The sequence below is a fragment of the Kitasatospora sp. NPDC097605 genome (genome assembly GCF_040302725.1).
Classification (GTDB): domain Bacteria; phylum Actinomycetota; class Actinomycetes; order Streptomycetales; family Streptomycetaceae; genus Kitasatospora.
In genome coordinates this window covers 40,350-66,222 of record NZ_JBEOSF010000005.1, presented here as the reverse complement: position 1 = coordinate 66,222, position 25,873 = coordinate 40,350, and the positions used below count along the sequence as shown (strand labels likewise).

The window sequence follows — 25,873 nt, the reverse complement described above, 5'->3', positions numbered from 1 at the left end:
CCGCAATGCTGATCCCCCGTCGGGTCAAGCACCGCAAGCAGCACCACCCGAAGCGCCGTGGCGCTGCCAAGGGTGGCACCGAGCTGGCGTTCGGCCAGTTCGGCATCCAGGCCGTGACCCCGGCCTACGTGACGAACCGTCAGATCGAGTCCGCTCGTATCGCGATCACCCGTCACATCCGTCGTGGCGGCAAGGTCTGGATCAACATCTACCCGGACCGCCCGCTGACCAAGAAGCCGGCCGAGACCCGCATGGGTTCCGGTAAGGGTTCGCCGGAGTGGTGGATCGCGAACGTGCACCCGGGTCGGGTCATGTTCGAGCTGTCGTACCCGAACGAGAAGGTTGCTCGTGAGGCGCTCACCCGCGCCGCTCACAAGCTGCCGATGAAGTGCCGGATCGTCCGGCGCGAGGACGGTGAGAGCTGATGTCGGCCGCTACCAAGGCTGCTGACCTCCGCCAGCTGGACAACGAGGCTCTCGTTGCCAAGCTGCGTGAGGCCAAGGAGGAGCTGTTCAACCTCCGCTTCCAGGCGGCGACCGGGCAGCTCGACAACCACGGACGGCTCAAGCTCGTCCGCAAGGACATCGCGCGGATCTACACCCTGATGCGCGAGCGCGAGCTGGGCATCGAGACGGTGGAGAACGCCTGATGACTGAGAACACCAACGAGACGCGCGGTTTCCGCAAGACCCGTGAGGGTCTCGTCGTCAGCGACAAGATGGACAAGACCGTCGTCGTCGCCGTCGAGGACCGCGTCAAGCACGCTCTGTACGGCAAGGTCATCCGCCGTACGAACAAGCTGAAGGCGCACGACGAGCAGAACGCGTGCGGTGTCGGCGACCGTGTCCTCCTCATGGAGACCCGGCCGCTGTCCGCGACGAAGCGCTGGCGCGTCGTCGAGATCCTCGAGAAGGCCAAGTAACGAAGCCGATGAGGTACGGCCGTATGTGCAGCGGGCCCCGCGCGGGCGCCGGTGTGAGCAGCGGCCGGCCCGTCGACTCTCGTTGACGATCAGGAGAACGTTGTGATCCAGCAGGAGTCGCGACTGCGTGTTGCCGACAACACTGGTGCGAAGGAGATCCTTTGCATTCGTGTTCTCGGTGGCTCCGGTCGCCGCTACGCCGGCATCGGGGACGTCATCGTCGCGACCGTCAAGGACGCGATCCCCGGTGGTTCGGTGAAGAAGGGTGACGTGGTCAAGGCCGTCGTCGTCCGCACCGTGAAGGAGCGCCGTCGTCCGGACGGTTCCTACATCCGGTTCGACGAGAACGCCGCCGTCGTCCTCAAGAACACCGAGGGTGACCCCCGCGGTACCCGCATCTTCGGCCCGGTGGGCCGCGAGCTGCGCGACAAGAAGTTCATGAAGATCATCTCGCTGGCGCCGGAGGTGCTCTAACCCATGGCGAACAGCATGAAGATCAAGAAGGGTGACCTGGTCCAGGTCATCACCGGCAAGGACAAGGGCAAGCAGGGCAAGGTCATCCAGGCCCTGCCGGCCGAGAACAAGGTCCTGGTCGAGGGTGTCAACCGGGTCAAGAAGCACACCAAGCCGGGTCCGGGTACCCAGGGTGGCATCGTGACCGTCGAGGCCCCGGTGCACGTCTCCAACGTCCAGCTGGTCGTGGAGAAGGACGGCAAGAAGGTCGTCACCCGCGTCGGCTACCGCTTCGACGACCAGGGCAACAAGATCCGCGTTGCCAAGCGGACCGGTGAGGACATCTGATGTCTGAGACGACTGTTGAGAAGGTGGCCCCCCGCCTCAAGGAGCGTTACAACTCCGAGATCAAGGGCCAGCTGCAGGAGCAGTTCTCGTACGAGAACGTCATGCTGATCCCCGGCCTGGTCAAGGTCGTGGTCAACATGGGTGTCGGCGAGGCCGCCCGTGACAGCAAGCTGATCGAGGGCGCGATCCGCGACCTGACCGCGATCACCGGTCAGAAGCCGGCCGTGACCAAGGCTCGCAAGTCCATCGCGCAGTTCAAGCTGCGCGAGGGCCAGCCGATCGGCACGCACGTCACCCTCCGTGGTGACCGCATGTGGGAGTTCCTGGACCGTCTGGTGTCGCTGGCCCTGCCGCGTATCCGTGACTTCCGTGGCCTCTCCCCGAAGCAGTTCGACGGCCGTGGCAACTACACCTTCGGTCTGACCGAGCAGGTTATGTTCCACGAGATCGACCAGGACAAGGTCGACCGTCAGCGCGGTATGGACATCACCGTCGTGACCACCGCTCAGACCGACGACGAGGGCCGGGCGCTCCTGCGCGCTCTGGGCTTCCCGTTCAAGGAGGCGTGAGCCAATGGCGAAGAAGTCCCTCATCGCGAAGTCCGAGCGCAAGCCGAAGTTCGGCGTCCGGGCCTACACCCGGTGCCAGCGCTGCGGCCGTCCGCACTCGGTGTACCGCAAGTTCGGCCTGTGCCGTGTCTGCCTCCGTGAGATGGCGCACCGCGGCGAGCTGCCGGGCGTGACCAAGAGCTCCTGGTAATCCAGCAGCCCTAGGCACATCAGCGAGGCAGAGGTGCCCGATCCCACACCGCCCGTTTTTGGGCTGCCGTACGGAATCCCGTAAGGTTGTGGGGTCGGGCCCCCTGTCACGGCGTCTCCATGGACGGCTGTGACCCTTCCGCGAGGAAGGGGCTCGCATCCCAGTCTTACTACGTCGCAGGTCCCCTGTGCTTGTGCCCCTGTCGAACTCCCCGGAGTGCGACAGGGGGACCTGGTGCGGAGAAACCACGGCGAGAGAGGCCTGAGGCCATCATGACCATGACCGACCCCATCGCAGACATGCTCACGCGTCTGCGTAACGCGAACTCGGCGTACCACGACTCCGTGGCGATGCCGGCCAGCAAGATCAAGGCGCACGTCGCCGAGATCCTGCAGCAGGAGGGTTACATCTCCTCCTACAAGGTTGAGGAGCCCGCTGAGGGCGAGGTCGGCAAGAAGCTGACCATCGAGCTCAAGTTCGGCCCCAACCGTGAGCGCTCCATCGCCGGCATCAAGCGCATCAGCAAGCCGGGTCTGCGCGTTTACGCAAAGTCCACCAACCTGCCGAAGGTGCTCGGCGGCCTGGGCGTGGCGATCATCTCCACGTCGTCCGGCCTCCTGACCGACAAGCAGGCTGCCAAGAAGGGCGTAGGCGGAGAAGTTCTCGCCTACGTCTGGTAATTCGGGAAAGGGAGGTACAGCAATGTCGCGCATTGGACGGCTGCCCATCCAGGTTCCCGCTGGTGTGGACGTCACCATCGATGGCCAGGCGGTCTCGGTGAAGGGCCCGAAGGGCTCGCTCACCCACGTTGTCGCCGAGCCGATCGAGATCGGCAAGGGCGAGGACGGCACTGTCGTCGTCACCCGCCCGAACGACGAGCGTCGCTCGAAGGCCCTGCACGGCCTGACCCGCACGCTGGTGGCGAACATGATCACCGGCGTGACCGCGGGCTACCGCAAGTCGCTCGAGATCAGCGGTGTTGGTTACCGTGTCGCGGCGAAGGGCTCCGACATGGAGTTCTCGCTCGGCTACAGCCACCCGATCCTGGTCACCGCGCCGGAGGGCATCTCCTTCGTCGTCGAGTCGCCCACCAAGTTCCACGTGGACGGCATCGACAAGCAGAAGGTCGGCGAGATCGCCGCGAACATCCGCAAGCTGCGCAAGCCGGACCCGTACAAGGCCAAGGGTGTCAAGTACGCGGGCGAGGTCATCCGCCGCAAGGTCGGAAAGAGTGGTAAGTAAGCGATGAGTGTCTCTGTCAAGATCGGCAAGGGCAACGCCTACAAGAGCGCCGCTCGCAAGCGCCGCGCGATCCGCGTTCGCAAGCGCATCGTCGGCACCGAGGTGCGTCCGCGTCTCGTGGTGACGCGCTCGAACCGCCACATGGTCGCCCAGGTCATCGACGACGCCAAGGGTCACACCCTGGCGTCGGCGTCCACCCTCGACGTGTCCATCAAGGGCGCCGAGGGCGACAAGACCGAGCTGGCCAAGAAGGTCGGGAGCCTGGTCGCCGAGCGCGCCAAGGCTGCCGGCATCGAGTCGGTCGTCTTCGACCGCGCGGGCAACCGGTACGCCGGCCGCATCGCCGCCCTGGCGGACGCGGCCCGTGAGGCCGGGCTCGACTTCTAAGCCGCTCGTCGACTCTGTCGGCGGACGTAATCGAGAGAGGTAATTCCAATGGCTGGACCCCAGCGCCGCGGTAGCGGCGCCGGCGGCGGCACCGGTGGCGAGCGGCGCGACCGTAAGCGTGACGACCGGGGCAACGCCCCCGCCGTCGAGAAGACCGCTTACGTCGAGCGCGTCGTCGCGATCAACCGTGTCGCCAAGGTTGTCAAGGGTGGTCGTCGCTTCTCCTTCACCGCGCTGGTCGTGGTGGGCGATGGCGAGGGCACCGTGGGTGTTGGTTACGGGAAGGCGAAGGAGGTTCCGGCCGCCATCGCCAAGGGCGTTGAGGAGGCCAAGAAGAACTTCTTCAAGGTCCCCCGTATCCAGGGCACCATCGCTCACCCCGTCCAGGGTGAGAAGGCCGCCGGCGTCGTGCTGCTGAAGCCCGCCGCCCCCGGTACCGGTGTTATCGCCGGTGGTCCGGTGCGCGCCGTCCTGGAGTGCGCCGGCGTTCACGACATCCTGTCGAAGTCGCTCGGCTCGGACAACGCGATCAACATCGTGCACGCCACCGTTGCCGCGCTCAAGCAGATCCAGCGCCCCGAGGAGGTGGCCGCCCGCCGCGGTCTGCCGCTCGAGGACGTGGCTCCGGCCGGTCTGCTGCGCGCCCGGGCTGCTGCCGGGGTGAGTGCCTGATGGCTCGCCTGAAGATCACGCAGACCAAGTCGTACATCGGCAGCAAGCAGAACCACCGTGACACCCTGCGCTCGCTTGGCCTCAAGCGGATGCACGACGTCGTGGTGAAGGAGGACCGTCCCGAGATCCGCGGGATGGCCCACACGGTCCGTCACCTGGTGACGGTTGAGGAGGTGGACTGATCATGGGCGACAACCCGATCAAGATCCACAACCTGCGTCCCGCCCCGGGTGCCAAGACCGACAAGATCCGCGTGGGTCGTGGTGAGGGCTCCAAGGGTAAGACCGCCGGTCGTGGTACCAAGGGCACCAAGGCCCGCTACCAGGTTCCGCAGCGCTTCGAGGGTGGCCAGATGCCGCTCCACATGCGTCTGCCGAAGCTGAAGGGCTTCAAGAACCCGTTCAAGATCACGTTCCAGGTCGTCAACCTCGACAAGCTGGCCGAGCTCTACCCGCAGGGTGGCGAGGTCACGGTCGAGGACCTGGTCGCCAAGGGCGCGGTTCGCAAGAACTCCCTCGTCAAGGTGCTCGGCACCGGCGAGATCTCGGTCGCGCTGCAGGTGACGGTGGACGCCGTCTCCGGCTCCGCCGCCGAGAAGATCACCGCCGCCGGCGGTACGGTCACCGAGCTCGTCTGAGCCCGCTGACTTTCCGCGAGCCCCGCGTCTCCCGTTCCGGGAGACGCGGGGCTCGCTGCTTTTCGCGGTCCTCCGGGTGCGGGCGGTCCGCGCGGGGGTGATCAGGCCCTCGTTCTTTTGTGTGGCAAAACCGGGCATCCCGTACCCCGTGAGTGGGGGAGCGGCGGTACGCGCTTCTTTCGAGCGGCCGTGCACTGTTAGAGTCCGTGGAGTTCCCTTGTAGGCTGCGCATAGGCTCGCCTGTGCCGTCTGTAACGGAGCCCGTTCCGCAAACTCCCATTCAGGACCGACCCTCCCGCCGACGACGCGCGGGAGGCGCAGGAGGCACCGTGCTCAGTGCGTTCGCGCGGGCGTTCCAGACGCCCGACCTGCGCAAGAAGCTGCTGTTCACGCTGGGCATCATGGTGCTGTTCCGGCTGGGCTCACATGTCCCCGTCCCCGGGGTGGACTTCCAGGCGGTGCACGCCTGCCTGAAGGACAACGAGAACAACGGCCTGTTCGGGCTCGTCAACCTGTTCAGTGGTGGCGCGCTGCTCCAGCTGACGATCTTCGCCCTCGGCATCATGCCGTACATCACGGCGAGCATCATCCTCCAGCTGCTGACCGTCGTGATCCCGCGACTCGAGGCGCTGAAGAAGGAGGGGCAGGCCGGCCAGGCGAAGATCACCCAGTACACCCGGTACCTGACCATCGCGCTGGCGGTGCTCCAGGGCACCGGCATCGTGGCGACGGCCTCCAGCGGCGCGCTGTTCTCGGGCTGCGTCTACGCCAACCAGATCGTGCCGGACACCGGCGTGTTCCGGATCGCCGTGATGGTGCTGACCATGACCGCCGGCACCACGGTGATCATGTGGCTCGGTGAGCTCATCACCGACCGCGGCATCGGCAACGGCATGTCGCTGCTGATCTTCACCTCGATCGCCGCGCAGTTCCCGTCCTCGATGTGGGCCATCAAGGGCTCCGGCACCATCGGCGGCGGCTGGGTCGAGTTCTTCTCGGTCATCGCGGTCGGCGTCATCGTTGTGATGCTCGTCATCTTCGTCGAGCAGGCGCAGCGCCGGATCCCGGTCCAGTACGCGAAGCGGATGATCGGGCGGCGGGCCTTCGGCGGGACGTCGACCTACATCCCGCTCAAGGTGAACCAGGCCGGTGTCATCCCGGTCATCTTCGCCTCGTCGCTGCTGTACATCCCGGCCCTCGTGGTTCAGCTGACCAACAGCCAGGCCGGCTGGGCGGTGTGGATCAACCAGCACTTCGTGCGCGGTGACCACCCGATCTACATGGCCACCTACTTCCTGCTGATCGTCTTCTTCGCCTTCTTCTACGTCGCCATCTCCTTCAACCCCGAAGAAGTTGCCGACAACATGAAGAAGTATGGTGGGTTCATCCCGGGTATCCGGGCCGGCCGTCCGACGGCCGAGTACCTGAACTACGTGCTCACCCGCATCACGTGGCCGGGTTCGCTCTACCTGGGCCTGATCGCGTTGATCCCGATGATCGCCCTGGTCGCGTTCGGACAGCAGACCAACTTCCCGTTCGGCGGCACCAGCGTGCTCATCGTCGTCGGCGTCGGACTCGAAACTGTGAAGCAGATCGAGAGCCAGCTCCAGCAGCGCAATTACGAAGGGTTCCTCCGCTGATGCGTATCGTCCTCGTCGGACCCCCCGGGGCCGGGAAGGGTACTCAGGCGCACCTCCTCGCCAAGACCCTGTCCATCCCCCACATCTCCACCGGCGACCTGTTCCGCGCCAACATCGGCCAGGGCACCCCGCTGGGTGTCGAGGCCAAGAGCTACATGGACGCGGGCCGCCTGGTGCCCGACGAGGTCACCATTGGGATGGCCAAGGACCGCATGCTCCAGGAGGACGCCGCCAACGGCTTCCTGCTCGACGGCTTCCCGCGCAACCTGGGCCAGGCGAAGGCGCTGGACGAGTTCCTCGCCGAGCAGGGCATCAAGCTGGACGGCGTGCTGGACCTGGAGGTCCCCGAGGACGAGGTCGTCCGCCGGATCGCCGGCCGGCGGCTCTGCCGCAACGACGGCGGCCACGTCTTCCACGTGGACTACAACCCGCCGAAGGCCGAGGGCGTCTGCGACGAGTGCGGCGGCGAGCTGTACCAGCGCTCGGACGACACCGAGGACAAGGTGCGGACCCGGCTGGAGGTCTACCACACGGAGACCGAGCCGATCATCGACTACTACCGCCAGCAGGGCCTGATCGCCACGATCCCGGCCCTCGGCAAGGTCGACGAGGTCACCGCCCGCGCGATCGAGGCGCTGAAGCAGGACAGCTGATTTTCCAGCGACGTACGTACGGCCGCGCTGCCCGCACCGGGGCAGCGCGGCCGTACGGCGTCGTACGGTGGAACGAGTGCACGGCCGCCCGGCAAGGCCCGGGCGGGAATCCAAGGAAGGCGTGACCAGATGGTGGAGATCAAGACCCCCGAGCAGATCGCGAAGATGCGAGCGGCCGGGCTGGTCGTCGCCGAGGCGCTCAAGGCGTGCCGTGAGGCGGTCGCCCCGGGAATCACCACCCAGGAGCTCAACGACATCGCCGACAAGGTCATCACCGACCACGGCGCCACTTCGAACTTCCGGGCCCACCACGGCGGCCTCTGGTTCCCGGGCGTGATCTGCGCCTCGGTGAACAACGAGGTCGTGCACGGCATCCCGGGCGACCGGGTGCTGCAGGAGGGTGACCTCATCTCGATCGACTGCGGCGCGATCCTGGACGGCTGGCACGGCGACGCGGCGATCACCGTCGCGGTCGGCGAGGTCGCCCCCGAGGTGGAGATGCTGAGCCGGGTCACCGAGGGCTCGATGTGGGCCGGCATCGCCCAGATGAAGAAGGGCAACCGCCTGGTCGACGTCTCCAAGGCGATCGAGGGCTACATCCGCCGCCAGCCGCTGCCGCCGAAGGGCAAGTGGGGCATCACCGAGGGCTACGGCGGCCACGGCATCGGCACCGCGATGCACATGGAGCCGCACGTGCTGAACTACGTCGAGCGCGGCCGCGGCAAGGGCCCCAAGCTGATCCCCGGCACCGTGCTGGCGATCGAGCCGATGGTCTCGCTCGGCACCCCGCACACGACCGTGCTGGAGGACGACTGGACCGTCGTCACCAACGACGGCACCTGGGCCTCGCACTGGGAGCACTCGGTGGCCGTCACCGAGCAGGGCCCGGTGGTGCTGACCGCCTTCGACGGCGGCAAGGAGATGCTGGCCAAGCTGGGTGTGACGGCCGCGCCGGACCCGCTGGCGTAGTTCCGCGCCGAGGGCTCCTCGCAGCCGCTCCGAGCAGCCAACTTCCGCTGCTGACAAGGGATCAGGGCCCTGGGGGTTTGGACTTCCAGGGCTTTTGTCCTATTTTTATGCGCCGGTAGTGGCTTCGAGCGGCAGGAGAGAGCAGTGCTCAAGGGATTCCGCGACTTCATGATGCGCGGCAACGTGGTCGACATGGCGGTCGGTGTGGTGATCGGCTCCGCCTTCACCGCGGTGGTCACCGGCTTCGTCGCCGCCTTCCTCACCCCGCTGGTGGGCGTGGTGGTCGGCGCCGCGGGCGACTTCAGCTCCTACAAGGCGACGATCGCCGGCGTGACCTTCCCGTACGGGCAGTTCCTCAACGTGCTGATCGCGTTCCTGATGACCGCGGCCGTGCTGTACTTCTGCGTCGTGCTGCCGGTGACCAAGGCCACCGCCCGCTACATGCCGAAGAAGCCGAAGACCCCGAAGCGCCCCTGCCCGGAGTGCCTGACCGAGATCCCCGAGGCCGCCCGCCGCTGCTCGGCCTGCACCGCCCACGTCGAGCCGCTGGCCGCTCCGGTCGCCCGCTGATCGGGTACCCCCGTTTTGGAGCAGCCCGCGCGCTGGCGTAGGATGGACCGTCGGCTCACTCGTAGCGTGCTCCAGCACGCCCTCTTCCCCCTCGGCGGGGTCGGGGTGGACCCAGGTTCGCACGAGCGTTCCGCATACGGTAGCCGGTCCCGGAAGGTGGATCTCGCAGTTCATGGCTAAGAAGCAAGGCGCCATTGAGATCGAGGGCACCGTGATCGAGTCTCTTCCGAACGCGATGTTCAAGGTCGAGCTGCAGAACGGTCACAAGGTCCTCGCGCACATCAGTGGCAAGATGCGCATGCACTACATCCGCATCCTGCCGGACGACCGGGTCGTGGTGGAGCTCAGCCCCTACGACCTCACGCGCGGCCGGATCGTCTACCGCTACAAGTAAGAACGTCAGATCTAGACCCGGAGAACCTGAAACATGAAGGTCAAGCCGAGCGTCAAGAAGATCTGCGACAAGTGCAAGGTGATCCGCCGTCACGGCCGGGTCATGGTGATCTGCGACAACCTGCGCCACAAGCAGCGCCAGGGCTGATCTCTCCCCAGCATTTCTCGTAGTACTTCGCGCGACGCGAAAACGTCATAAGCGGGCCACCCGATCCGTCCCAGGGACGGACTGCCGCCCCCGGTCAGAGGCCGGGGCTCCCTCACCGTGAGGTGTCGGAGTAGGTGGCTCGCAAGACCTCTGAAGAACCACAGGAGCCTTGAATGGCACGCCTCGCCGGCGTTGATCTCCCCCGTGAGAAGCGGATCGAGATCGCCCTCACCTACGTGTACGGCATCGGCCGTACCCGCGCCCAGCAGACCCTCGCCGAGACCGGCGTCAACCCGGATGTCCGCGTTCGCGACATCGCCGAGGAAGACCTGGTCAAGCTGAGCCAGTACATCGACGCCAACTTCACGGTCGAGGGTGACCTCCGCCGCGAGGTGGCCGCCGACATCCGCCGCAAGGTCGAGATCGGCTGCTACGAGGGTCTGCGTCACCGCCGTGGCCTGCCGGTCCGCGGCCAGCGCACCCACACCAACGCGCGTACCCGCAAGGGCCCGCGTCGCGCGATCGCCGGTAAGAAGAAGCCGGGCAAGAAGTAGTCCGTCCCGTAACCGGACATCCCTCCGGCCCGCGGGTCAGCGGACCGACCACCTCAGTAGGAGAACAGACTTATGCCCCCCAAGGGTCGTCAGGCTGCCGGCGCGAAGAAGATCCGCCGCAAGGAAAAGAAGAACGTCGCTCACGGCCACGCGCACATCAAGAGCACGTTCAACAACACCATCGTTTCGATCACCGACCCGTCGGGCAACGTGATCTCCTGGGCCTCCGCCGGCCACGTCGGCTTCAAGGGCTCGCGCAAGTCCACCCCGTTCGCCGCGCAGATGGCCGCCGAGGCCGCTGCCCGTCGCGCGCAGGAGCACGGCATGCGCAAGGTCGACGTCTTCGTGAAGGGTCCGGGCTCCGGCCGCGAGACCGCGATCCGTTCGCTCCAGGCCACCGGCCTGGAGGTCGGCTCGATCCAGGACGTCACCCCCACCCCGCACAACGGCTGCCGTCCGCCGAAGCGCCGCCGCGTCTGACGCAGCGCCTTCGGGCACGCTGGGTTCTGTTTTAAACCTCGTACGGGGTCCCGTTTCCTGCGGGACCCCGTACGCTGGTTCTGTTCGGCATCAAATAGTGGGTGCCGAAGATCACTGGAGGATCAGAAACATGCTCATCGCTCAGCGCCCCTCGCTGACCGAAGAGGTCGTCGACGAGTTCCGCTCGCGGTTCGTGATCGAGCCGCTGGAGCCGGGCTTCGGCTACACCCTCGGCAACTCCCTGCGTCGTACCCTCCTGTCGTCGATCCCGGGTGCCGCTGTCACCAGCATCCGCATCGACGGCGTCCTGCACGAGTTCACCACCGTGCCGGGCGTCAAGGAGGACGTCACCGACCTCATCCTCAACATCAAGCAGCTGGTCGTCTCCTCGGAGCACGACGAGCCGGTCGTGATGTACCTGCGCAAGCAGGGCCCGGGTGTGGTCACCGCCGCCGACATCGCGCCGCCGGCCGGTGTCGAGGTGCACAACCCCGAGCTGGTCCTCGCCACCCTGAACGGCAAGGGCAAGCTGGAGATGGAGCTGACCGTCGAGCGCGGTCGCGGCTACGTCTCCGCCGTGCAGAACAAGGCTTCCGGCCAGGAGATCGGCCGCATCCCGGTCGACTCGATCTACAGCCCCGTGCTGAAGGTCACCTACAAGGTCGAGGCCACCCGTGTCGAGCAGCGCACCGACTTCGACAAGCTGATCGTCGACGTCGAGACCAAGCCCGCCATGCGTCCGCGCGACGCCATGGCCTCGGCCGGCAAGACCCTGGTGGAGCTGTTCGGCCTCGCCCGCGAGCTGAACATCGACGCCGAGGGCATCGACATGGGCCCGTCCCCGACGGACGCCGCCCTGGCCGCCGACCTGGCGCTGCCGATCGAGGAGCTGGAGCTCACCGTCCGCTCCTACAACTGCCTCAAGCGCGAGGGCATCCACACCGTGGGTGAGCTCGTCGCCCGCTCCGAGGCCGACCTGCTCGACATCCGCAACTTCGGTGCGAAGTCGATCGACGAGGTCAAGGCGAAGCTGGCCGGCATGGGCCTGGCCCTTAAGGACAGCCCGCCCGGGTTCGACCCGACCGCCGCCGCCGACGCCTTCGGCGCCGACGACCTGGACGACGCGGGTTACGCGGAGACCGAGCAGTACTGAGAGACTTGACCGCGGGGGCGGTTCCGCGGAACCGCCCCCGTCGTCGTGAAAGTCGTGCGGGCACCGTGCCCGTACGCCCGCTGCGGTACCTGGTACGGCCGCAGTCGGAGATTCGAGGAGTAATTCCATGCCGCGTCCCACCAAGGGTGCCCGCCTCGGCGGCGGCCCGTCCCACGAGCCCCTGCTGCTCGCCGGTCTGGCCCGTGAGCTGTTCCAGTACGGCCGCATCACCACCACCGAGGCCAAGGCCCGCCGCCTGCGCCCGCTGGCGGAGAAGCTGATCACCAAGGCGAAGAAGGGCGACATCCACAACCGTCGCCTGGTGCGCAAGACCATCACCGACGTGTCGGTGCTGCACACCCTCTTCACCGAGATCGCGCCGCGCTACGAGAACCGCCCGGGTGGCTACACCCGCATCACCAAGATCGGTCCCCGTCGTGGCGACAACGCCCCGATGGCCGTGATCGAGCTGGTCGAGGCGCTGACCGTCGCGCAGACCGCCGTCGGCGAGGCCGAGGCCGCCACCAAGCGTGCCGTCAAGGAGGCCGACGCCAAGGTCGAGGCCACCGAGACCAAGGCCGACGAGGCCGAGGCCGCCGAGCAGGCCTGACACCACTAGGTGTGTCACGGGCCCGCTTCCCCATCCGTGGGGGAGCGGGCCCGTTCCTCATGTCCAGGGAGTGAAGAGCAGTGGTCAACGATTGCGCCGAGCAGCCTCCGGTCAAGGACGGCCCGGCCGCCGGGTACGTCCGGATCCGGCTCGACCTCGCCTACCACGGCGCCGACTTCTCCGGCTGGGCCCGGCAGAAGGGCGGCCGCCGGACGGTCCAGGAGGAGATCGAGACCGCCCTGCAGGTGGTCACCCGCAGCTCCGAACTCTTCCCGCTCACCGTGGCCGGCCGCACCGACGCCGGGGTGCACGCCCGCGGCCAGGTCGCCCACGTCGACCTGCCGGCCGAGCTGTGGGCCCAGCACGGCGAGAAGCTGCTGCGCCGGCTGGCCGGGCGGCTGCCGGGCGACGTCCGGATCTACCGGGCGGCCGAGGCCCCGGCCGGCTTCGACGCTCGCTTCTCGGCGATCTGGCGCCGCTACGCCTACCGGGTCGCCGACCACCCCGGCGGCGTCGACCCGCTGCTGCGCGGCCATGTGCTCTGGCACGACCGGCCGCTCGACCTGGAGCGGATGAACGCGGCCGCGCGGCTGCTGCTCGGCGAGCACGACTTCGCCGCGTACTGCAAGAAGCGCGAGGGCGCGACCACCATCCGCACCCTGCTGGAGCTGCGCTGGGACCGTGTCCCGGTCGACACCTACGCCGCCCAGGAGGGCTCGCTCGCGGTCGCCACCGTCCGGGCCGACGCCTTCTGCCACAACATGGTGCGGGCGCTGGTCGGCGCGATGCTGCTGGTCGGCGACGGGCACCGGCCGGTGGAGTTCCCCGGCGAGGTGCTGGCCGGCGGCGTGCGCAACTCGGCCGTGAACGTGATCCGGCCGTACGGGCTGACCCTGGAGGAGGTCGGCTACCCGGCGGACGACCGACTCGCCGAGCGCAGCCGGGCCGCCCGCCGGATGCGGACCCTGCCGGGCACCGCCCCCGTCGGCGCCCCCGCCGGGGCTCCGGAGCCGGCGGTCGATTAATCGGTTTTGGTCCGGGGCGGCGGCTTGGGACAATCGCCCCCATGGGACACGTCGAGATTTCGCACCTGGAGTACTACCTGCCGGACGGGCGGGTGCTGTTCGACGACGCGTCCTTCCGGGTGGGGGAGGGCGCGGCGGTGGCGCTGGTCGGGGCCAACGGCGCCGGCAAGACCACGCTGCTGCGCATGATCGCCGGCGACCTCCAGCCGCACGGCGGCACGGTGACGATCAGCGGCGGGCTCGGCGTGATGCGCCAGTTCGTCGGCACCACCGGCCGCGAGGAGCAGCGCAGGGCCGACGACGAGGGCGGCCCGGGCGCACTGCCCGCCGACGCCTCGGTCCGTGACCTGCTGGTCTCCGTCGCCCCCGAGCGGATCGCCAAGGCGGCCCGCGCGGTCGACGCCGCCGAGCTGGCGATGATCGCCCAGGACGACGAGAAGACCCAGATGGCCTACGCCCAGGCGCTCTCCGACTGGGCCGACGTCGGCGGCTACGACTACGAGACCGACTGGGACGTCTGCACCATGGCGGCCCTCGGCGTGCCCTTCGACAAGGCCCAGTGGCGCGGCCTGAACACGCTCTCCGGCGGCGAGCAGAAGCGGCTGGTGCTGGAGGCGCTGCTGCGCGGCCCCGAGGAGGTGCTGCTCCTCGACGAGCCGGACAACTACCTGGACGTCCCGGGCAAGCGCTGGCTGGAGGAGGCCATCAAGGCCACCCCGAAGACGGTGCTGTTCATCTCGCACGACCGCGAGCTGCTCTCCCGCACCGCCGAGAAGATCATCAGCGTCGAGTCCGGCGCGGCCGGCTCCAGCGTCTGGGTGCACGGCGGCGGCTTCGACACCTTCCACGAGGCCCGCAAGGCCCGCTTCGAGCGCTTCGAGGAGCTGCGCCGCCGCTGGGACGAGGAGCACGCCAAGCTCAAGAAGCTGGTCGTCACCCTGCGCCAGGCCGCCGCGGTCAGCCACGAGATGGCCTCCCGGTACGCGGCCGCGCAGACCAGGCTCAAGAAGTTCGAGGACGCCGGCCCGCCGGAGGCGCCGCCGCGCGAGCAGAACATCACCATGCGGCTCAAGGGCGGGCGCACCGGGGTGCGCGCCTTCACCATGGAGCGGCTGGAGCTCACCGGCCTGATGCAGCCCTTCGACCTGGAGGTCTTCTACGGCGAGCGGATCGGCGTGCTCGGGGCCAACGGCGCCGGCAAGTCGCACCTGCTGCGGCTGCTCGCGGGCGACGAGACGGTCGCCCACACCGGCGGCTGGAAGCTCGGCGCCCGTGTGGTGCCCGGCCACTTCCGGCAGACCCACGCCCACCCGGAACTGCTCGGCCGCACCGTCCGCTCGATCGTCGAGGAGGAGCACGCGCTCAGCCGCGGCGCCGCGATGGGCGCGCTGCGCCGCTACGAGCTGGACCGCCAGGAGGAGCAGAAGTTCGAGTCGCTCTCCGGCGGGCAGCAGGCCCGGCTGATGATCCTCAAGCTGGAGCTGTCCGGCGTCACCGCGCTGCTGCTCGACGAGCCGACCGACAACCTGGACCTGGAGAGCGCCGAGGCGCTGCAGGCCGGTCTGGAGGCCTTCGACGGCACGGTGATGTGCGTCACCCACGACCGCTGGTTCGCCCGGACCTTCGACCGTTTCCTGGTGTTCGGCGCCGACGGCCGGGTCTACGAGTCGTCCGAGCCGGTCTGGGACGTCACCCGGGTCGAGCGGGATCGCTGAGGAATTTTGACCCTCCCCTCGCCTCCCGGTAACCTGGGCGCTTGATGTGCGTATTGGCTCGCTCTATCTCACGTGAGAGGTCGGTACGCCGGAGACATCAGGTCGACGACCAGCGGCTCCCCCTTGAATTGCGTCCAAGGCGGCCAGGCTGATCCCTCCTCCAGGTGCTCCTGTCAGGACTCACTCACTGAAAAGCGAAGGCTACGACCGTGCGTACGTACAGCCCCAAGCCCGGCGACGTCCAGCGTCAGTGGCACGTCATCGACGCGACCGACGTCGTGCTCGGCCGCCTGGCCTCCCAGGCCGCCAACCTCCTCCGGGGCAAGCACAAGGCGATCTACGCGCCGCACGTTGACACCGGTGACTTCGTCATCATCATCAACGCGGACAAGGTGCACCTGTCGGGTAACAAGAAGACCCAGAAGCTGGCGTACCGCCACAGCGGTTTCCCGGGCGGTCTCCGCTCGGTCCGCTACGACGACCTCCTGGCCAACAACCCGGAGAAGGCCGTCGAGAAGGCCATCAAGGGCATGATCCCGAAGAACAGCCTGGGTCGCCAGATGCTCTCCAAGCTGAAGGTCTACTCGGGCGACCAGCACCCGCACGCTGCCCAGCAGCCGGTGCCGTTCGAGATCACCCAGGTCGCGCAGTAATTCCGGCCACCAAGCCCCCCAACACTGAAAAGAGCTGAGGAACACCGTGGCCGAGACCACCGAAACCCTTGAGGTCGACTTCGACGAGACCGTCGTCGAGGGCGAGTACACCTCCGAGGAGAGCTACACCTCCGAGTCCCTGGCCGGCCGCTTCGGCGAGGCCGTCCCCGGCGCCGGCCTCGGCCGTCGCAAGGAGGCGATCGCCCGCGTGCGCATCGTCCCGGGCACCGGGCAGTGGAAGATCAACGGTCGCACCCTGGAGAACTACTTCCCCAACAAGGTGCACCAGCAGACCGTGAACGAGCCCTTCAAGCTCCTGGAGCTTGACGGCCGTTACGACGTCGTCGCCCGCATCAGCGGCGGCGGCGTGTCCGGCCAGGCCTACGCGCTGCGCCTCGGCGTGGCCCGTGCCCTGAACGAGGCCGACGTGGACAACAACCGCGGCGCCCTCAAGAAGGCCGGCTTCCTGACCCGTGACGCCCGCGCCGTCGAGCGCAAGAAGGCCGGTCTGAAGAAGGCCCGCAAGGCGCCGCAGTACAGCAAGCGCTAATTGCGCCCCCGGGGGTGCGTACCGCCCTGGTGGTGCACGCCCCCGGATGCGCTCTACACGCCCCGGAGTACCTCGTGTACTCCGGGGCGTCGTGTTCCCCGGCCATTGTGCGGAGCCCGGGGATTCGATCGGATTCACTGCAAGGCATTGCGGCGATGGAGGACGGGACTGTGGGACGACTCTTCGGTACGGACGGCGTGCGCGGTGTGGCCAACGAGGGACTGACGGCGGAGCTGGCGCTCGGCCTGTCGGTCGCGGCGGCGCACGTGCTCGGTGAGGCGGGGGCCTTCGAGGGCCACCGGCCGGTCGCGGTGGTCGGCCGCGATCCGCGCGCCTCGGGCGAGTTCCTGGAGGCCGCGGTCATCGCCGGCCTGGCCAGCGCGGGTGTCGACGTCCTGCGGGTCGGTGTGCTGCCCACCCCCGCGGTGGCCTATCTCACCGGCGCGCTCGGCGCCGACTTCGGCGTGATGCTCTCCGCCAGCCACAACGCCATGCCGGACAACGGCATCAAGTTCCTCGCCCGCGGCGGCCACAAGCTGGACGACCGGATCGAGGACGCCATCGAGTCCCACTACCACAAGCACGCGGCGGGCGGCGAGGAGTGGAACCGTCCGACCGGCGCGGACGTCGGCCGGGTCCGCGAGTACACCGAGGGCTTCGACAAGTACGTCGCCCACCTGATCGGCGTGCTGCCCAACCGCCTGGACGGCATCCGGGTGGTCATCGACGGTGCGCACGGCGCGGCCGCGTACGTCGCCCCCGAGGCCTTCGCCCGGGCCGGCGCCGAGGTCGTGCACACCCTGGGCGCCGAGCCCACCGGCCTCAACATCAACGACGGCGTCGGCTCCACCCACCTGGACCGGCTGCGCACCGCCATGCGCGAGCACGCGGCGGACCTCGGCATCGCCCTGGACGGCGACGCGGACCGCTGCCTGGCCGCCGACGCGGACGGCAACGAGGTCGACGGCGACCAGATCATCGCGATCCTGGCCGTCGCCATGAAGGAGGCCGGCACGCTGCGCCGCAACACCGCGGTCGCCACCGTGATGTCCAACCTGGGCTTCAAGCTGGCCATGCAGCGCGAGGGCGTCGAGCTGGTCGAGACGGCCGTCGGCGACCGGTACGTGCTGGAGGCGATGAAGGAGCAGGGCTTCGCACTGGGCGGTGAGCAGTCCGGCCACGTCATCCTGCTGGACCACGCGACCACCGGCGACGGCACGCTGACCGGTCTGATGCTGGGCGCCCGGCTGGCGGCGACCAAGCAGCCGCTGGCCGACCTGGCCGCCGTGATGACCCGGCTGCCGCAGGTGCTGATCAACGTCAAGGGCGTCGACAAGAGCCGGGTGCGCAGCAGCGAGGAGCTGGGCGCCGCGGTCGCCGCGGCCGAGGCCGAGCTGGGCGCCACCGGCCGCGTGCTGCTGCGTCCGTCGGGCACCGAGCCGCTGGTGCGGGTGATGGTCGAGGCGGCCGACGAGGCGCAGGCGCAGTCCGTCGCGGAGAAGCTGGCCGAGGCGGTCCGCACCCACCTGGGCTGACCGTCCCGCGACGGTGAGGGCCCCTGCCGCGCGGCAGGGGCCCTCACCCTTGTGCTCCGTCGTGAGCCGTCGTCAGCCGTCGTTCCGTCAGAGCTTGCGCAGCAGCGCCCGGCGGACCTTGTGGTCCTGGCCCTTCTGCAGGATCAGGGTGGCCCGGCCGCGGGTGGGCAGCACGTTCTCCAGCAGGTTGGGCCGGTTGATGGTGCGCCAGACCTGGCGGCCGTACTCCATCGCCTCCTCCTCCGGCACCTCGGTGAAGCGTCGGAAGTAGGAGTTCGGGTCCTGGAAGGCGGTCTGCCGCAGCTTGCGGAAGCGGTCCAGGTACCAGCTCTCGATGTCGTCGGTGCGGGCGTCGACGTAGATGGAGAAGTCGAAGTAGTCGGCCACCGCGAGCCGGGTGCGGCCGTCGGTGCCGGGCAGGGCCGGCTGGAGCACGTTCAGGCCCTCGACGATGAGGATGTCCGGGCGCTCCACGGTGAGCCGCTGGTCCGGCACGATGTCGTAGACCAGGTGCGAGTAGACCGGCGCGGTGACCCGCTCCTTGCCGGCCTTCACGTCCGCGACGAAGCGCATCAGCGCCCGGCGGTCGTAGGACTCGGGGAAGCCCTTGCGGGCCATCAGGCCGCGCCGGCGCAGCTCGGCGTTGGGCAGCAGGAAACCGTCGGTGGTGACCAGCTCGACCCGGGGGTGCTCCGGCCAGCGGGCCAGCAGCGCCTGCAGCAGGCGGGCGGTGGTGGACTTGCCGACCGCGACCGAGCCGGCCACGCCGATGATGAACGGGGTGCGGGTGCGCTCGGTGTCCGGCGTGTCGAGGAAGGTGCCCAGCGCGCCGCGCAGTTCGTGCGTGGCGTGGATGTAGAGGTTCAGCAGCCGGGACAGCGGCAGGTAGACGTCCCGGACCTCGTCGAGGTCGAGGGCGGTGCCGAGACCGCGCAGCCGTTCCACCTCCTCGGCGGTCAGCGGAAGCGGCGTACGCTCGCGCAGCGCGCTCCACTCGGCCCGGCTGAGGTCCACGTAGGGGGACGGCGAGGGGCCGGGCGTGGCGTCGCCACGCGTACAGAGTTCGGTCAGCACATGCTCCATTGTGGGCCGTAGCGCCGTTCGGGGTGGTTGTGGTGTCGGTCACGGCCCGCGGGCGAACCGTGCGAAAAGGGCCCACGGAGCGCCCTTATGCTGGCACGCATGTGCGGAATTGTTGGATACGTGGGCTCCCAGCCCGCCCTTGACGTAGTAATCGCAGGCCTGCAGCGACTGGAGTACCGGGGCTACGACTCGGCCGGTGTCGCGGTGCAGGTGCAGGGCTCCGACGGGCAGTGGAGCCTCGCCACCGACAAGCGGGCAGGCAAGCTCGCGAACCTGGAGAAGTCGCTCGCCGAGACCCCTCTTCCCGGCGGCACCACCGGCATCGGCCACACCCGCTGGGCCACCCACGGCGGGCCGACGGACGCCAACGCCCACCCCCATCTGGACGACGCCGCCCGGGTGGCGGTCGTCCACAACGGCATCATCGAGAACTTCGCCCAGCTCCGCGGCGAGCTGGCCGAGCGCGGCCACACGCTGCGCTCGGAGACCGACACCGAGGTCGTCGCGCACCTGCTCGGCGAGGAGTACCGGGGCGACCTGGCGGAGGCCATGCGGGCGGTCTGCCTCCGGCTGGAGGGCGCCTTCACCCTGGTCGCGGTGCACGCCGACGCCCCGGACGTGGTGGTCGGCGCCCGCCGCAACTCGCCGCTGGTGGTCGGGCGCGGCGAGGGCGAGAACTTCCTCGCCTCCGACGTGGCCGCCTTCATCGCGCACACCCGCGAGGCGATCGAGCTGGGCCAGGACCAGGTCGTCGAGCTGCGCCGGGACGGCGTGACGGTGACGAACTTCGACGGCACCCCCGCCGACGTGCGCGAGTACCACGTCGACTGGGACGCCTCTGCCGCCGAGAAGGGCGGCTACGACTACTTCATGCTCAAGGAGATCGCCGAGCAGCCGAAGGCCGTCGCCGACACCCTGCTCGGCCGGATCGGCACCGACGGCCGGCTGACCCTCGACGAGCTGCGGATGTCCGACGCGGACCTGCGCTCGGTCGACAAGGTCGTCATCGTCGCCTGCGGCACCGCCTTCCACGCGGGCATGATCGCCAAGTACGCGATCGAGCACTGGACCCGGATCCCGTGCGAGGTGGAGGTCGCCTCCGAGTTCCGCTACCGCGACCCGATCATGGGCCCGGGCACGCTGGTCATCGCCATCTCGCAGTCCGGCGAGACCATGGACACCCTGATGGCGCTGCGGCACGCCCGCGAGCAGGGCGCCAAGGTGCTGGCGATCTGCAACACCAACGGCTCGACCATCCCGCGCGAGTCGGACGCGGTGCTGTACACCCACGCCGGTCCGGAGGTGGCCGTCGCCTCCACCAAGGCGTTCCTGACCCAGCTGGTCGCCTGCTACCTGGTGGCGCTCTACCTGGGCCAGGTGCGCGGTACCAAGTGGGGCGACGAGATCCTCGCCGTCATCAAGGAGCTCGGCGACGCGCCGAAGCAGGTCGAGCAGGTGCTGGAGACCATGGAGCCGGTGCGCGAGCTGGCCCGCTCCCTGGCCGACGCGCGCTCGGTGCTGTTCCTGGGCCGGCACGTCGGCTTCCCGGTGGCCCTGGAGGGCGCGCTCAAGCTCAAGGAGCTCGCCTACATGCACGCCGAGGGCTTCGCGGCCGGCGAGCTGAAGCACGGGCCGATCGCGCTGATCGAGGAGGGTCTGCCGGTGGTGGTGGTCGTGCCGTCGCCGCGCGGGCGCTCGATCCTGCACGACAAGATCGTCTCCAACATCCAGGAGATCCGGGCCCGCGGCGCGCGGACCATCGTGATCGCGGAGGAGGGCGACGAGGCGGTCGTCCCGTACGCCGACCACCTGATCCGCATCCCGGTCACGCCGACCCTGCTGCAGCCGCTGGTCTCCACCGTGCCGCTCCAGGTCTTCGCCTGCGAGCTGGCCACGGCCAAGGGCCACGAGGTCGACCAGCCCCGCAACCTGGCGAAGTCGGTCACCGTCGAGTAGTCCGGCCGGGTGCCCCTGCGGTGGCTGCGTCCTACCGCAGGGGCGCCGTGTCGAGCGTGAACGAGAACGGCGCGGGCAGGTCGAGCGGCTTGCCGAACTCGACCTTGGTCCGGGTGATGTAGTCGTCGCCCTCGGGGTTGGTGAACAGAGTGACCGTGTGCTCGTCGCGGTCGATCAGCAGGTAGCAGGGGATTCCCGCAGCGGCGTAGCCCCTGCGCTTGGGCTCGCGGTCCTTGTGCGGGTTGATCGAGGTGACCTCGAAGACGAGGAGGACGCCTCCCGCCGGGGCCCAGGAATCCAGATGGTCGAACTGGTCGGCCGGGACGATTGTGCCGTCGGGGATGAACCGGCCCTTGGGAGTGATCAGGCCCTTGACACCGGCGATGTCCAGATCGATCGCGGCGCTTCGGAAGAACTGCTTGGCGAGCTTCGAGACGGCGCCCTCGTGCTGTCCGTCCGGTGGCGGCGTCACGACGATCTCCCCTTCGATGAACTCTGCCTTGCTCCCCAACGGGGCGTCCAACTCCAGAAACGCCTGGAGGAGGCTGTCCTCGCCCAGCGGGTGCTCGACTGCCGGCATGGCGACCATGGCCCTTCTCCCTCCTGTGGGTCCGTGCCGAGCCACACGGTAGGCATCCGGACCGACACCGGCGGGGGATCGACGTGGGTGTCACTCGAAAGTGTGCCGCAGGCCCGGCTGCCGTGGGGCGGTGACGCGGGCTAGCGTCGGCGGTAGCCGACCGCTGAAGGAGTCTCCGCATGCGTCACGCCCATCGCGTCGAAGTCGTCCGTGCCGCCGAGGCCGCGCTGATGGCGCGGCTCCCCGAGGGGACGCTGATGCAGCGGGCCGCCGCCGGACTGGCCGCGACCTGTGCGCGGCTGCTGACCCGCCGGCGCGGGCGGGTGTACGGCAGCCGGGTGGTGGTGCTGGCGGGCAGCGGGGACAACGGGGGTGACGCGCTGTACGCCGGTGCGGCGCTGGCGCGGCGCGGGGCGCGGGTGTCGGCGGTGCTGCTCGCCCCGGAGCGGGCGCATGCCGCCGGGCTCGCGGCGCTGCGGGCGGCCGGCGGGCGGGTGGTGGCGGATCAGGCCGCCGGCCTGGCCGACTTCTCGCGCGCGGACCTGGTGCTGGACGGCATCGTCGGCATCGGCGGGCAGGGTGGGCTGCGGCCGGAGGCCCGGCCGTACGCGCGCGCCGGGCGGTCCGGGGTGGTGGTGGCCGTCGACGTGCCCAGCGGGGTGGACGCCGACACCGGAGAGGTCGCGGGCGTGGCGCTGCGGGCGGACGTGACGGTCTGCTTCGGCACCTACAAGCCCGGGCTGCTGATCGACCCGGGCGCCTCCTGCGCCGGGGCGGTGCAGCTGGTGGGGATCGGGCTGGAGCTGCCGCCGGCCGAGGTCGCGGCGCTGCAGCACGCGGACGTGGCCGGGCTGCTGCCGGTGCCGGGGGCGGAGAGCGACAAGTACCGGCGCGGGGTGGTCGGGGTGGCGGCCGGCTCGGCGCGCTACCCGGGGGCGGCGCTGCTCGCGGTCGCCGGGGCGCTGCGCGGCGGTGCGGGCGCGGTGCGGTACGTGGGGACGGCGGCCGAGGAGGTGGTGCGGCGGTTCCCGGAGACGCTGGTCACCGAGGGCGGGCCGGCCGGGGCGGGGCGGGTGCAGGCCTGGGTGGTCGGGCCGGGCGGTGGCGAGGGGGCCGAGCGGGCGCTCGCGGAAGCGCTGGCCGCCGACGTGCCGGTGCTGGTCGACGCGGACGGGCTGACCGAGCTGGCCCGGCTCGGGCCGGACGCGCTGGCCGGGCGGACCGCGCCGACGCTGCTCACCCCGCACACGGGCGAGGCGGCCCGGCTGCTCGCCGGGGCGGGCGGGGGCGCCGGGGCCCGGCCGCCGGCCGCCGACGAGCTGGCGGCCGCCCGGCTGGCCACGGCGCGCCGGATCGCGGCGGCGTACCGGGCGACGGTGCTGCTGAAGGGCTCGACCACGGTGGTCGCCGACCCGGGCGGAGCCGTCCGGGTGAACCCGACCGGCACCTCCTGGCTGGCGACGGCCGGCAGCGGGGACGTCCTGGCCGGGCTGGCCGGCTCGCTGCTCGCCGCGGGCCTCGCCCCGCTGGACGCCGCCTCGGTGGCCGCCTACCTGCACGGCCTCGCCGCCCGCCGTACCGCGGGAACCCCCGGCGCCCCCGTCACCGCCCCCGAGGTGGCGGCCGCCCTCCCGGCCGCCTGGAACGACGTCCGCTCGGCGGCGGGCCCGGGCGCCCGGTCCGGTGAAGGGGAGGGAACCGGGGGGTGATTCGTGGGCGTCCGGGGAGGGGTGGGGGGTTACGGGGGAGCGGTGCGCCGACGGGCCGTTCGGCGAGGACCCTGGGACGTCTGGGAGACTGACCCTGATGACAACTGCGAAGACGACCGTGATGGCCACGCTCACCGAAGGCGCGCGAGCCGAGGCGACCATCGATCTCGCCGCGCTGCGCGGCAACCTCGACACGCTGCGCGAGCGGGTCGGCGGTGCCACGGTGATGGCCGCGGTCAAGGCGGACGCCTACGGCCACGGCGCCGTCCGGTGCGCCCGGGAGGCGGTCGCCGCAGGAGTCCGCTGGCTGGGCACGGCGACGCCGGAGGAGGCGCTCGCGCTGCGCGCCGCCGGCATCCGCCCGGACCAGGCCCGCGTCCTGTGCTGGCTGTGGACCCCCGGCGGCCCCTGGCGCGAGGCCCTCTTCGCCGACCTCGACATCTCGGTCAGCGGCCAGTGGGCGCTCACCGAACTGCTCGACGCCGTCCGCGCCACCGGCATACCGGCCCGGGTGCACCTGAAGGCCGACACCGGCCTCGGCCGCAACGGCTGCCAGCCGCACGACTGGCCCGAGCTGGTCGCCGCCGCCCGCCGGGCCGAGCTGGACGGCCTGCTCACCGTGGTCGGCGTCTGGTCGCACTTCGCCGCCGCCGACGAGCCCGGCCACCCCTCCATCCAGGCCCAGCTGGACGCCTACCGCGCCGCTCTGGCCACCGCCGAGGCGGCCGGCCTGCGCCCCGAGGTGCGGCACCTGGCCAACTCGCCGGCCACCCTGCTTCTCCCGCAGTCGCACTTCGACATGGTCCGCACCGGCCTCGCGATGTACGGGCTCTCGCCGGTCCCGGAGGTCGGCTCGCCGGCCGACTTCGGACTGCGCCCGGTGATGTCGCTGACCGCCCGGCTGGCCCTGGTCAAGCACGTTCCCGGCGGCCATGGCGTCAGCTACGGCCACCACTACACCACCCCCGGCCCGACCACGCTGGGCCTGGTCCCGCTCGGCTACGGCGACGGCATCCCCCGGCACGCCAGCGGCACCGGCCCGGTGCAGGTCGACGGCAAGTGGCGCACCGTGGCCGGCCGGGTGGCGATGGACCAGTTCGTCGTCGACCTCGGCGGCGACACCCCGCCGATCGGCGACGAGGTGCTGGTCTTCGGCAACGGCGACCGCGGTGAGCCGACCGCCGAGGACTGGGGCCGCGCCTGCGGCACCATCTCCTACGAGATCGTCACCCGGATCGGCTCCCGGGTGCCGCGCCGCTACGTCGGCGGCCTGGACGAGGGCCTGTTCGGATGAGCGGGCAGTCCGGCGCCGACCCGGTCGAGGCGGTCAGCGGCGTGGCCCGCGCCGTCAGGGCGGCCGGGACGGCCACCGGGGTGAGCCGGGCCGGCCTGATCGGCATCTCGGTCGGCGTGCTCGCGGCCGGCGCCGCCGCCGGCGTGGCGATCGAGCGGCTGACGGTCGGCCGGACGATGCGCCGCCGGGCCCGCGCCGAGCTGGACGCCAAGGCCCCGTACGGCTCGCTGCGCGGCCGCCCCCGCACCGTCGCCGCCGCGGACGGCACCGAGCTGTACGTCGAGCTCGACGGGACCGGTGAGCCGGACGGCGCCGCCGGACCGCTGACCGTGGTCTTCTGCCACGGCTACTGCCTCAACCAGGACAGCTGGCACTTCCAGCGCGCCGCGTTCCGCGACGGGCTGCGCCTGGTCTTCTGGGACCAGCGCAGCCACGGCCGCTCCGAGCGCTCCCGCTCCTTCCTGGCCGGCGAGCCCGCCTCCATCGACCAGCTGGGCGGTGACCTCAAGGCCGTGCTCGACGCCGTCGCGCCGACCGGCCCGCTGGTGCTGGTCGGCCACTCGATGGGCGGCATGACGGTGATGGCGCTGGCCGACCAGTACCCCGAGCTGTTCCGCGAGCGGGTCGCCGGGGTGGCGCTGATCGGCACCCTGGCCGGGAACTGGGACGCCGTCACCTTCGGTCTGCCGCTGGCCGGCGCCCGGCTGTTCCGCCGGGTCGCGCCGAGCATGATGAAGTTGCTCGGCCGCCAGGTGGACCTGGTGGAGGCGACCCGCCGGCTGGGTACGGACGTCAGCGCCGTCTTCTACCGGCGGTTCTCGTTCGGCGGGAAGGACGTCGACCCGGGCGTGGCCCGGTTCGCCGAGCAGATGCTGGACGCCACCCCGATCGACGTGGTGGCCGAGTTCTACCCGGTGTTCTCGGCGCACGAGAAGACCGAGGCGCTCGCCGCGCTGCGTGGCATCCCGGTGCTGGTGCTGACCGGCACCAAGGACCTGCTGACCCCGCCCGGCCACGGCGAGGTGATGGCCGAACAGCTGCCGGGCGCCGAGCTGGTCCTGGTCGAGGACGCCGGGCACCTGGTGATGCTGGAGCGCCCCGACGTGGTCGACCGCCGGCTGGCCGAGCTGTTCGAGCAGGCCGCCCGCTTCCGCGGCGCCACCCCGCCGGCGTAGCGCGCCCGG

The 25,873-nt window shown here is 70.1% G+C and carries 34 protein-coding genes; 32 read left to right on the top strand and 2 right to left on the bottom strand.

Annotated features, from left to right (window positions below; translation table 11 throughout):
- Positions 1 to 5: 5 nt before the first annotated feature.
- From rplP to glmM, 28 genes are all read left to right on the top strand, one after another.
- Positions 6 to 425, top strand: a complete 420-nt coding sequence (rplP, locus tag ABTX81_RS07550) for a 50S ribosomal protein L16 (protein ID WP_030232476.1) — start codon at positions 6 to 8, stop codon at positions 423 to 425.
- Positions 425 to 649: a 50S ribosomal protein L29 gene (gene rpmC / locus ABTX81_RS07545; RefSeq protein WP_209414070.1), complete on the top strand. Its 225-nt coding sequence runs from the start codon at positions 425 to 427 to the stop codon at positions 647 to 649. Before rplP ends, rpmC begins: the two co-directional genes overlap by 1 nt.
- Complete coding sequence (gene rpsQ / locus ABTX81_RS07540) at positions 649 to 921, top strand: 30S ribosomal protein S17 (RefSeq protein WP_014136278.1); 273 nt, start codon at positions 649 to 651, stop codon at positions 919 to 921. The genes rpmC and rpsQ overlap by 1 nt, the downstream gene beginning before the upstream one ends.
- Before the next feature lie 102 nt (positions 922 to 1,023).
- Entirely contained in the window at positions 1,024 to 1,395 is a 372-nt protein-coding gene (gene rplN / locus ABTX81_RS07535) for a 50S ribosomal protein L14 (protein WP_196949334.1), read from the top strand.
- Between the two features lie 15 nt (positions 1,396 to 1,410).
- On the top strand, positions 1,411 to 1,722 hold the full coding sequence (rplX, locus tag ABTX81_RS07530) for a 50S ribosomal protein L24 (protein ID WP_270151185.1): 312 nt from the start codon (positions 1,411 to 1,413) through the stop codon (positions 1,720 to 1,722).
- Positions 1,722 to 2,291 (top strand): 50S ribosomal protein L5, encoded by a 570-nt coding sequence (rplE, locus tag ABTX81_RS07525; RefSeq protein ID WP_030280779.1) that lies wholly within the window; start codon positions 1,722 to 1,724, stop codon positions 2,289 to 2,291. Before rplX ends, rplE begins: the two co-directional genes overlap by 1 nt.
- A 4-nt stretch (positions 2,292 to 2,295) precedes the next feature.
- Positions 2,296 to 2,481: a type Z 30S ribosomal protein S14 gene (locus tag ABTX81_RS07520; protein ID WP_030055830.1), complete on the top strand. Its 186-nt coding sequence runs from the start codon at positions 2,296 to 2,298 to the stop codon at positions 2,479 to 2,481.
- Positions 2,482 to 2,753: 272 nt separating this feature from the next.
- A complete protein-coding gene (gene rpsH, locus ABTX81_RS07515; protein ID WP_238862988.1) occupies positions 2,754 to 3,161 on the top strand; it encodes a 30S ribosomal protein S8 in 408 nt (135 codons plus the stop codon).
- Positions 3,162 to 3,183: 22 nt separating this feature from the next.
- Positions 3,184 to 3,723: a 50S ribosomal protein L6 gene (gene rplF, locus ABTX81_RS07510; protein WP_350542296.1), complete on the top strand. Its 540-nt coding sequence runs from the start codon at positions 3,184 to 3,186 to the stop codon at positions 3,721 to 3,723.
- Between the two features lie 3 nt (positions 3,724 to 3,726).
- Entirely contained in the window at positions 3,727 to 4,110 is a 384-nt protein-coding gene (gene rplR, locus ABTX81_RS07505) for a 50S ribosomal protein L18 (protein ID WP_350542295.1), read from the top strand.
- A 48-nt stretch (positions 4,111 to 4,158) separates the two neighbouring features.
- Complete coding sequence (gene rpsE / locus ABTX81_RS07500; protein ID WP_350542294.1) at positions 4,159 to 4,782, top strand: 30S ribosomal protein S5; 624 nt, start codon at positions 4,159 to 4,161, stop codon at positions 4,780 to 4,782.
- Positions 4,782 to 4,964: a 50S ribosomal protein L30 gene (rpmD, locus tag ABTX81_RS07495; RefSeq protein WP_030055835.1), complete on the top strand. Its 183-nt coding sequence runs from the start codon at positions 4,782 to 4,784 to the stop codon at positions 4,962 to 4,964. The genes rpsE and rpmD overlap by 1 nt, the downstream gene beginning before the upstream one ends.
- A 2-nt stretch (positions 4,965 to 4,966) precedes the next feature.
- Positions 4,967 to 5,419: a 50S ribosomal protein L15 gene (gene rplO, locus ABTX81_RS07490; RefSeq protein ID WP_255752515.1), complete on the top strand. Its 453-nt coding sequence runs from the start codon at positions 4,967 to 4,969 to the stop codon at positions 5,417 to 5,419.
- A 329-nt stretch (positions 5,420 to 5,748) separates the two neighbouring features.
- Positions 5,749 to 7,059, top strand: a complete 1,311-nt coding sequence (gene secY / locus ABTX81_RS07485) for a preprotein translocase subunit SecY (protein ID WP_344338016.1) — start codon at positions 5,749 to 5,751, stop codon at positions 7,057 to 7,059.
- Entirely contained in the window at positions 7,059 to 7,712 is a 654-nt protein-coding gene (locus tag ABTX81_RS07480; protein WP_350542293.1) for an adenylate kinase, read from the top strand. Before secY ends, ABTX81_RS07480 begins: the two co-directional genes overlap by 1 nt.
- A 129-nt stretch (positions 7,713 to 7,841) precedes the next feature.
- Positions 7,842 to 8,681 (top strand): type I methionyl aminopeptidase, encoded by an 840-nt coding sequence (map, locus tag ABTX81_RS07475; RefSeq protein ID WP_350542292.1) that lies wholly within the window; start codon positions 7,842 to 7,844, stop codon positions 8,679 to 8,681.
- A gap of 144 nt (positions 8,682 to 8,825) precedes the next feature.
- Entirely contained in the window at positions 8,826 to 9,251 is a 426-nt protein-coding gene (gene mscL / locus ABTX81_RS07470) for a large conductance mechanosensitive channel protein MscL (protein ID WP_350542291.1), read from the top strand.
- 172 nt (positions 9,252 to 9,423) lie between these two features.
- Positions 9,424 to 9,645 carry a translation initiation factor IF-1 gene (infA, locus tag ABTX81_RS07465; RefSeq protein WP_003956442.1) on the top strand — a complete coding sequence of 74 codons (222 nt, stop codon included), beginning with the start codon at positions 9,424 to 9,426 and terminating at the stop codon, positions 9,643 to 9,645.
- A gap of 33 nt (positions 9,646 to 9,678) precedes the next feature.
- Entirely contained in the window at positions 9,679 to 9,792 is a 114-nt protein-coding gene (gene rpmJ, locus ABTX81_RS07460; RefSeq protein WP_003956441.1) for a 50S ribosomal protein L36, read from the top strand.
- Between the two features lie 173 nt (positions 9,793 to 9,965).
- The gene (gene rpsM, locus ABTX81_RS07455; RefSeq protein ID WP_344338008.1) at positions 9,966 to 10,346 is read left to right on the top strand and encodes a 30S ribosomal protein S13; all 381 of its coding nucleotides are present in this window, start codon (positions 9,966 to 9,968) and stop codon (positions 10,344 to 10,346) included.
- Positions 10,347 to 10,418: 72 nt separating this feature from the next.
- A complete protein-coding gene (gene rpsK, locus ABTX81_RS07450) occupies positions 10,419 to 10,826 on the top strand; it encodes a 30S ribosomal protein S11 (RefSeq protein ID WP_014136257.1) in 408 nt (135 codons plus the stop codon).
- A gap of 130 nt (positions 10,827 to 10,956) precedes the next feature.
- Complete coding sequence (locus ABTX81_RS07445; protein ID WP_030055844.1) at positions 10,957 to 11,979, top strand: DNA-directed RNA polymerase subunit alpha; 1,023 nt, start codon at positions 10,957 to 10,959, stop codon at positions 11,977 to 11,979.
- 127 nt (positions 11,980 to 12,106) lie between these two features.
- Positions 12,107 to 12,589, top strand: a complete 483-nt coding sequence (gene rplQ / locus ABTX81_RS07440; RefSeq protein WP_350542290.1) for a 50S ribosomal protein L17 — start codon at positions 12,107 to 12,109, stop codon at positions 12,587 to 12,589.
- A gap of 80 nt (positions 12,590 to 12,669) precedes the next feature.
- Positions 12,670 to 13,614 carry a tRNA pseudouridine(38-40) synthase TruA gene (gene truA, locus ABTX81_RS07435; RefSeq protein WP_350542289.1) on the top strand — a complete coding sequence of 315 codons (945 nt, stop codon included), beginning with the start codon at positions 12,670 to 12,672 and terminating at the stop codon, positions 13,612 to 13,614.
- Between the two features lie 41 nt (positions 13,615 to 13,655).
- Positions 13,656 to 15,329, top strand: a complete 1,674-nt coding sequence (locus tag ABTX81_RS07430) for an ABC-F family ATP-binding cassette domain-containing protein (RefSeq protein WP_350542288.1) — start codon at positions 13,656 to 13,658, stop codon at positions 15,327 to 15,329.
- A gap of 209 nt (positions 15,330 to 15,538) precedes the next feature.
- Positions 15,539 to 15,982 (top strand): 50S ribosomal protein L13, encoded by a 444-nt coding sequence (rplM, locus tag ABTX81_RS07425; RefSeq protein ID WP_030055846.1) that lies wholly within the window; start codon positions 15,539 to 15,541, stop codon positions 15,980 to 15,982.
- Between the two features lie 46 nt (positions 15,983 to 16,028).
- Positions 16,029 to 16,532 carry a 30S ribosomal protein S9 gene (gene rpsI / locus ABTX81_RS07420; protein ID WP_350542287.1) on the top strand — a complete coding sequence of 168 codons (504 nt, stop codon included), beginning with the start codon at positions 16,029 to 16,031 and terminating at the stop codon, positions 16,530 to 16,532.
- 170 nt (positions 16,533 to 16,702) lie between these two features.
- Positions 16,703 to 18,067 carry a phosphoglucosamine mutase gene (gene glmM / locus ABTX81_RS07415; protein WP_350542286.1) on the top strand — a complete coding sequence of 455 codons (1,365 nt, stop codon included), beginning with the start codon at positions 16,703 to 16,705 and terminating at the stop codon, positions 18,065 to 18,067.
- A gap of 87 nt (positions 18,068 to 18,154) precedes the next feature.
- Here the strand turns inward: glmM and coaA are convergent, their stop codons facing one another.
- Positions 18,155 to 19,150 (bottom strand): type I pantothenate kinase, encoded by a 996-nt coding sequence (coaA, locus tag ABTX81_RS07410; protein WP_350542285.1) that lies wholly within the window; start codon positions 19,148 to 19,150, stop codon positions 18,155 to 18,157.
- Between the two features lie 99 nt (positions 19,151 to 19,249).
- On the opposite strand from coaA, the gene glmS reads away from it, so the two are divergent.
- Positions 19,250 to 21,106 carry a glutamine--fructose-6-phosphate transaminase (isomerizing) gene (glmS, locus tag ABTX81_RS07405; RefSeq protein WP_350542284.1) on the top strand — a complete coding sequence of 619 codons (1,857 nt, stop codon included), beginning with the start codon at positions 19,250 to 19,252 and terminating at the stop codon, positions 21,104 to 21,106.
- A gap of 31 nt (positions 21,107 to 21,137) precedes the next feature.
- On the opposite strand, the gene ABTX81_RS07400 is transcribed toward glmS, so the two are convergent.
- Positions 21,138 to 21,686: a Uma2 family endonuclease gene (locus tag ABTX81_RS07400; RefSeq protein WP_502892727.1), complete on the bottom strand. Its 549-nt coding sequence runs from the start codon at positions 21,684 to 21,686 to the stop codon at positions 21,138 to 21,140.
- Between the two features lie 179 nt (positions 21,687 to 21,865).
- On the opposite strand from ABTX81_RS07400, the gene ABTX81_RS07395 reads away from it, so the two are divergent.
- The 3 genes from ABTX81_RS07395 (at position 21,866) to ABTX81_RS07385 (ending at position 25,864) form a co-directional block, all read left to right on the top strand.
- The gene (locus ABTX81_RS07395; RefSeq protein WP_350542282.1) at positions 21,866 to 23,395 is read left to right on the top strand and encodes an NAD(P)H-hydrate dehydratase; all 1,530 of its coding nucleotides are present in this window, start codon (positions 21,866 to 21,868) and stop codon (positions 23,393 to 23,395) included.
- A 97-nt stretch (positions 23,396 to 23,492) separates the two neighbouring features.
- Positions 23,493 to 24,689 (top strand): alanine racemase, encoded by a 1,197-nt coding sequence (gene alr / locus ABTX81_RS07390; RefSeq protein WP_350542281.1) that lies wholly within the window; start codon positions 23,493 to 23,495, stop codon positions 24,687 to 24,689.
- Positions 24,686 to 25,864: an alpha/beta fold hydrolase gene (locus tag ABTX81_RS07385; RefSeq protein WP_350542280.1), complete on the top strand. Its 1,179-nt coding sequence runs from the start codon at positions 24,686 to 24,688 to the stop codon at positions 25,862 to 25,864. Before alr ends, ABTX81_RS07385 begins: the two co-directional genes overlap by 4 nt.
- The last annotated feature ends 9 nt before the right edge of the window (positions 25,865 to 25,873 follow it).

Excerpts from the sequence above, each read along its gene's own strand:
- rpmJ (WP_003956441.1), top strand. The coding sequence starts at position 9,679 with ATGAAGGTCAAGCCGAGCGTCAAGAAGATCTGCGACAAGTGCAAGGTG.
- ABTX81_RS07480 (WP_350542293.1), top strand. The coding sequence starts at position 7,059 with ATGCGTATCGTCCTCGTCGGACCCCCCGGGGCCGGGAAGGGTACTCAG.
- rpsH (WP_238862988.1), top strand. The coding sequence starts at position 2,754 with ATGACCATGACCGACCCCATCGCAGACATGCTCACGCGTCTGCGTAAC.
- infA (WP_003956442.1), top strand. The coding sequence starts at position 9,424 with ATGGCTAAGAAGCAAGGCGCCATTGAGATCGAGGGCACCGTGATCGAG.
- rpmC (WP_209414070.1), top strand. The coding sequence starts at position 425 with ATGTCGGCCGCTACCAAGGCTGCTGACCTCCGCCAGCTGGACAACGAG.
- ABTX81_RS07520 (WP_030055830.1), top strand. The coding sequence starts at position 2,296 with ATGGCGAAGAAGTCCCTCATCGCGAAGTCCGAGCGCAAGCCGAAGTTC.
- ABTX81_RS07395 (WP_350542282.1), top strand. The coding sequence starts at position 21,866 with ATGCGTCACGCCCATCGCGTCGAAGTCGTCCGTGCCGCCGAGGCCGCG.
- rplF (WP_350542296.1), top strand. The coding sequence starts at position 3,184 with ATGTCGCGCATTGGACGGCTGCCCATCCAGGTTCCCGCTGGTGTGGAC.
- rplP (WP_030232476.1), top strand. The coding sequence starts at position 6 with ATGCTGATCCCCCGTCGGGTCAAGCACCGCAAGCAGCACCACCCGAAG.
- rplR (WP_350542295.1), top strand. The coding sequence starts at position 3,727 with ATGAGTGTCTCTGTCAAGATCGGCAAGGGCAACGCCTACAAGAGCGCC.
- map (WP_350542292.1), top strand. The coding sequence starts at position 7,842 with ATGGTGGAGATCAAGACCCCCGAGCAGATCGCGAAGATGCGAGCGGCC.
- rpsK (WP_014136257.1), top strand. The coding sequence starts at position 10,419 with ATGCCCCCCAAGGGTCGTCAGGCTGCCGGCGCGAAGAAGATCCGCCGC.
- rplQ (WP_350542290.1), top strand. The coding sequence starts at position 12,107 with ATGCCGCGTCCCACCAAGGGTGCCCGCCTCGGCGGCGGCCCGTCCCAC.
- alr (WP_350542281.1), top strand. The coding sequence starts at position 23,493 with ATGACAACTGCGAAGACGACCGTGATGGCCACGCTCACCGAAGGCGCG.
- rplE (WP_030280779.1), top strand. The coding sequence starts at position 1,722 with ATGTCTGAGACGACTGTTGAGAAGGTGGCCCCCCGCCTCAAGGAGCGT.
- ABTX81_RS07400 (WP_502892727.1), bottom strand. The coding sequence starts at position 21,686 with ATGCCGGCAGTCGAGCACCCGCTGGGCGAGGACAGCCTCCTCCAGGCG.
- rpsQ (WP_014136278.1), top strand. The coding sequence starts at position 649 with ATGACTGAGAACACCAACGAGACGCGCGGTTTCCGCAAGACCCGTGAG.
- rplX (WP_270151185.1), top strand. The coding sequence starts at position 1,411 with ATGAAGATCAAGAAGGGTGACCTGGTCCAGGTCATCACCGGCAAGGAC.
- rpmD (WP_030055835.1), top strand. The coding sequence starts at position 4,782 with ATGGCTCGCCTGAAGATCACGCAGACCAAGTCGTACATCGGCAGCAAG.
- rpsE (WP_350542294.1), top strand. The coding sequence starts at position 4,159 with ATGGCTGGACCCCAGCGCCGCGGTAGCGGCGCCGGCGGCGGCACCGGT.
- rpsM (WP_344338008.1), top strand. The coding sequence starts at position 9,966 with ATGGCACGCCTCGCCGGCGTTGATCTCCCCCGTGAGAAGCGGATCGAG.
- glmS (WP_350542284.1), top strand. The coding sequence starts at position 19,250 with ATGTGCGGAATTGTTGGATACGTGGGCTCCCAGCCCGCCCTTGACGTA.
- ABTX81_RS07430 (WP_350542288.1), top strand. The coding sequence starts at position 13,656 with ATGGGACACGTCGAGATTTCGCACCTGGAGTACTACCTGCCGGACGGG.
- ABTX81_RS07385 (WP_350542280.1), top strand. The coding sequence starts at position 24,686 with ATGAGCGGGCAGTCCGGCGCCGACCCGGTCGAGGCGGTCAGCGGCGTG.
- ABTX81_RS07445 (WP_030055844.1), top strand. The coding sequence starts at position 10,957 with ATGCTCATCGCTCAGCGCCCCTCGCTGACCGAAGAGGTCGTCGACGAG.
- coaA (WP_350542285.1), bottom strand. The coding sequence starts at position 19,150 with ATGGAGCATGTGCTGACCGAACTCTGTACGCGTGGCGACGCCACGCCC.
- rplO (WP_255752515.1), top strand. The coding sequence starts at position 4,967 with ATGGGCGACAACCCGATCAAGATCCACAACCTGCGTCCCGCCCCGGGT.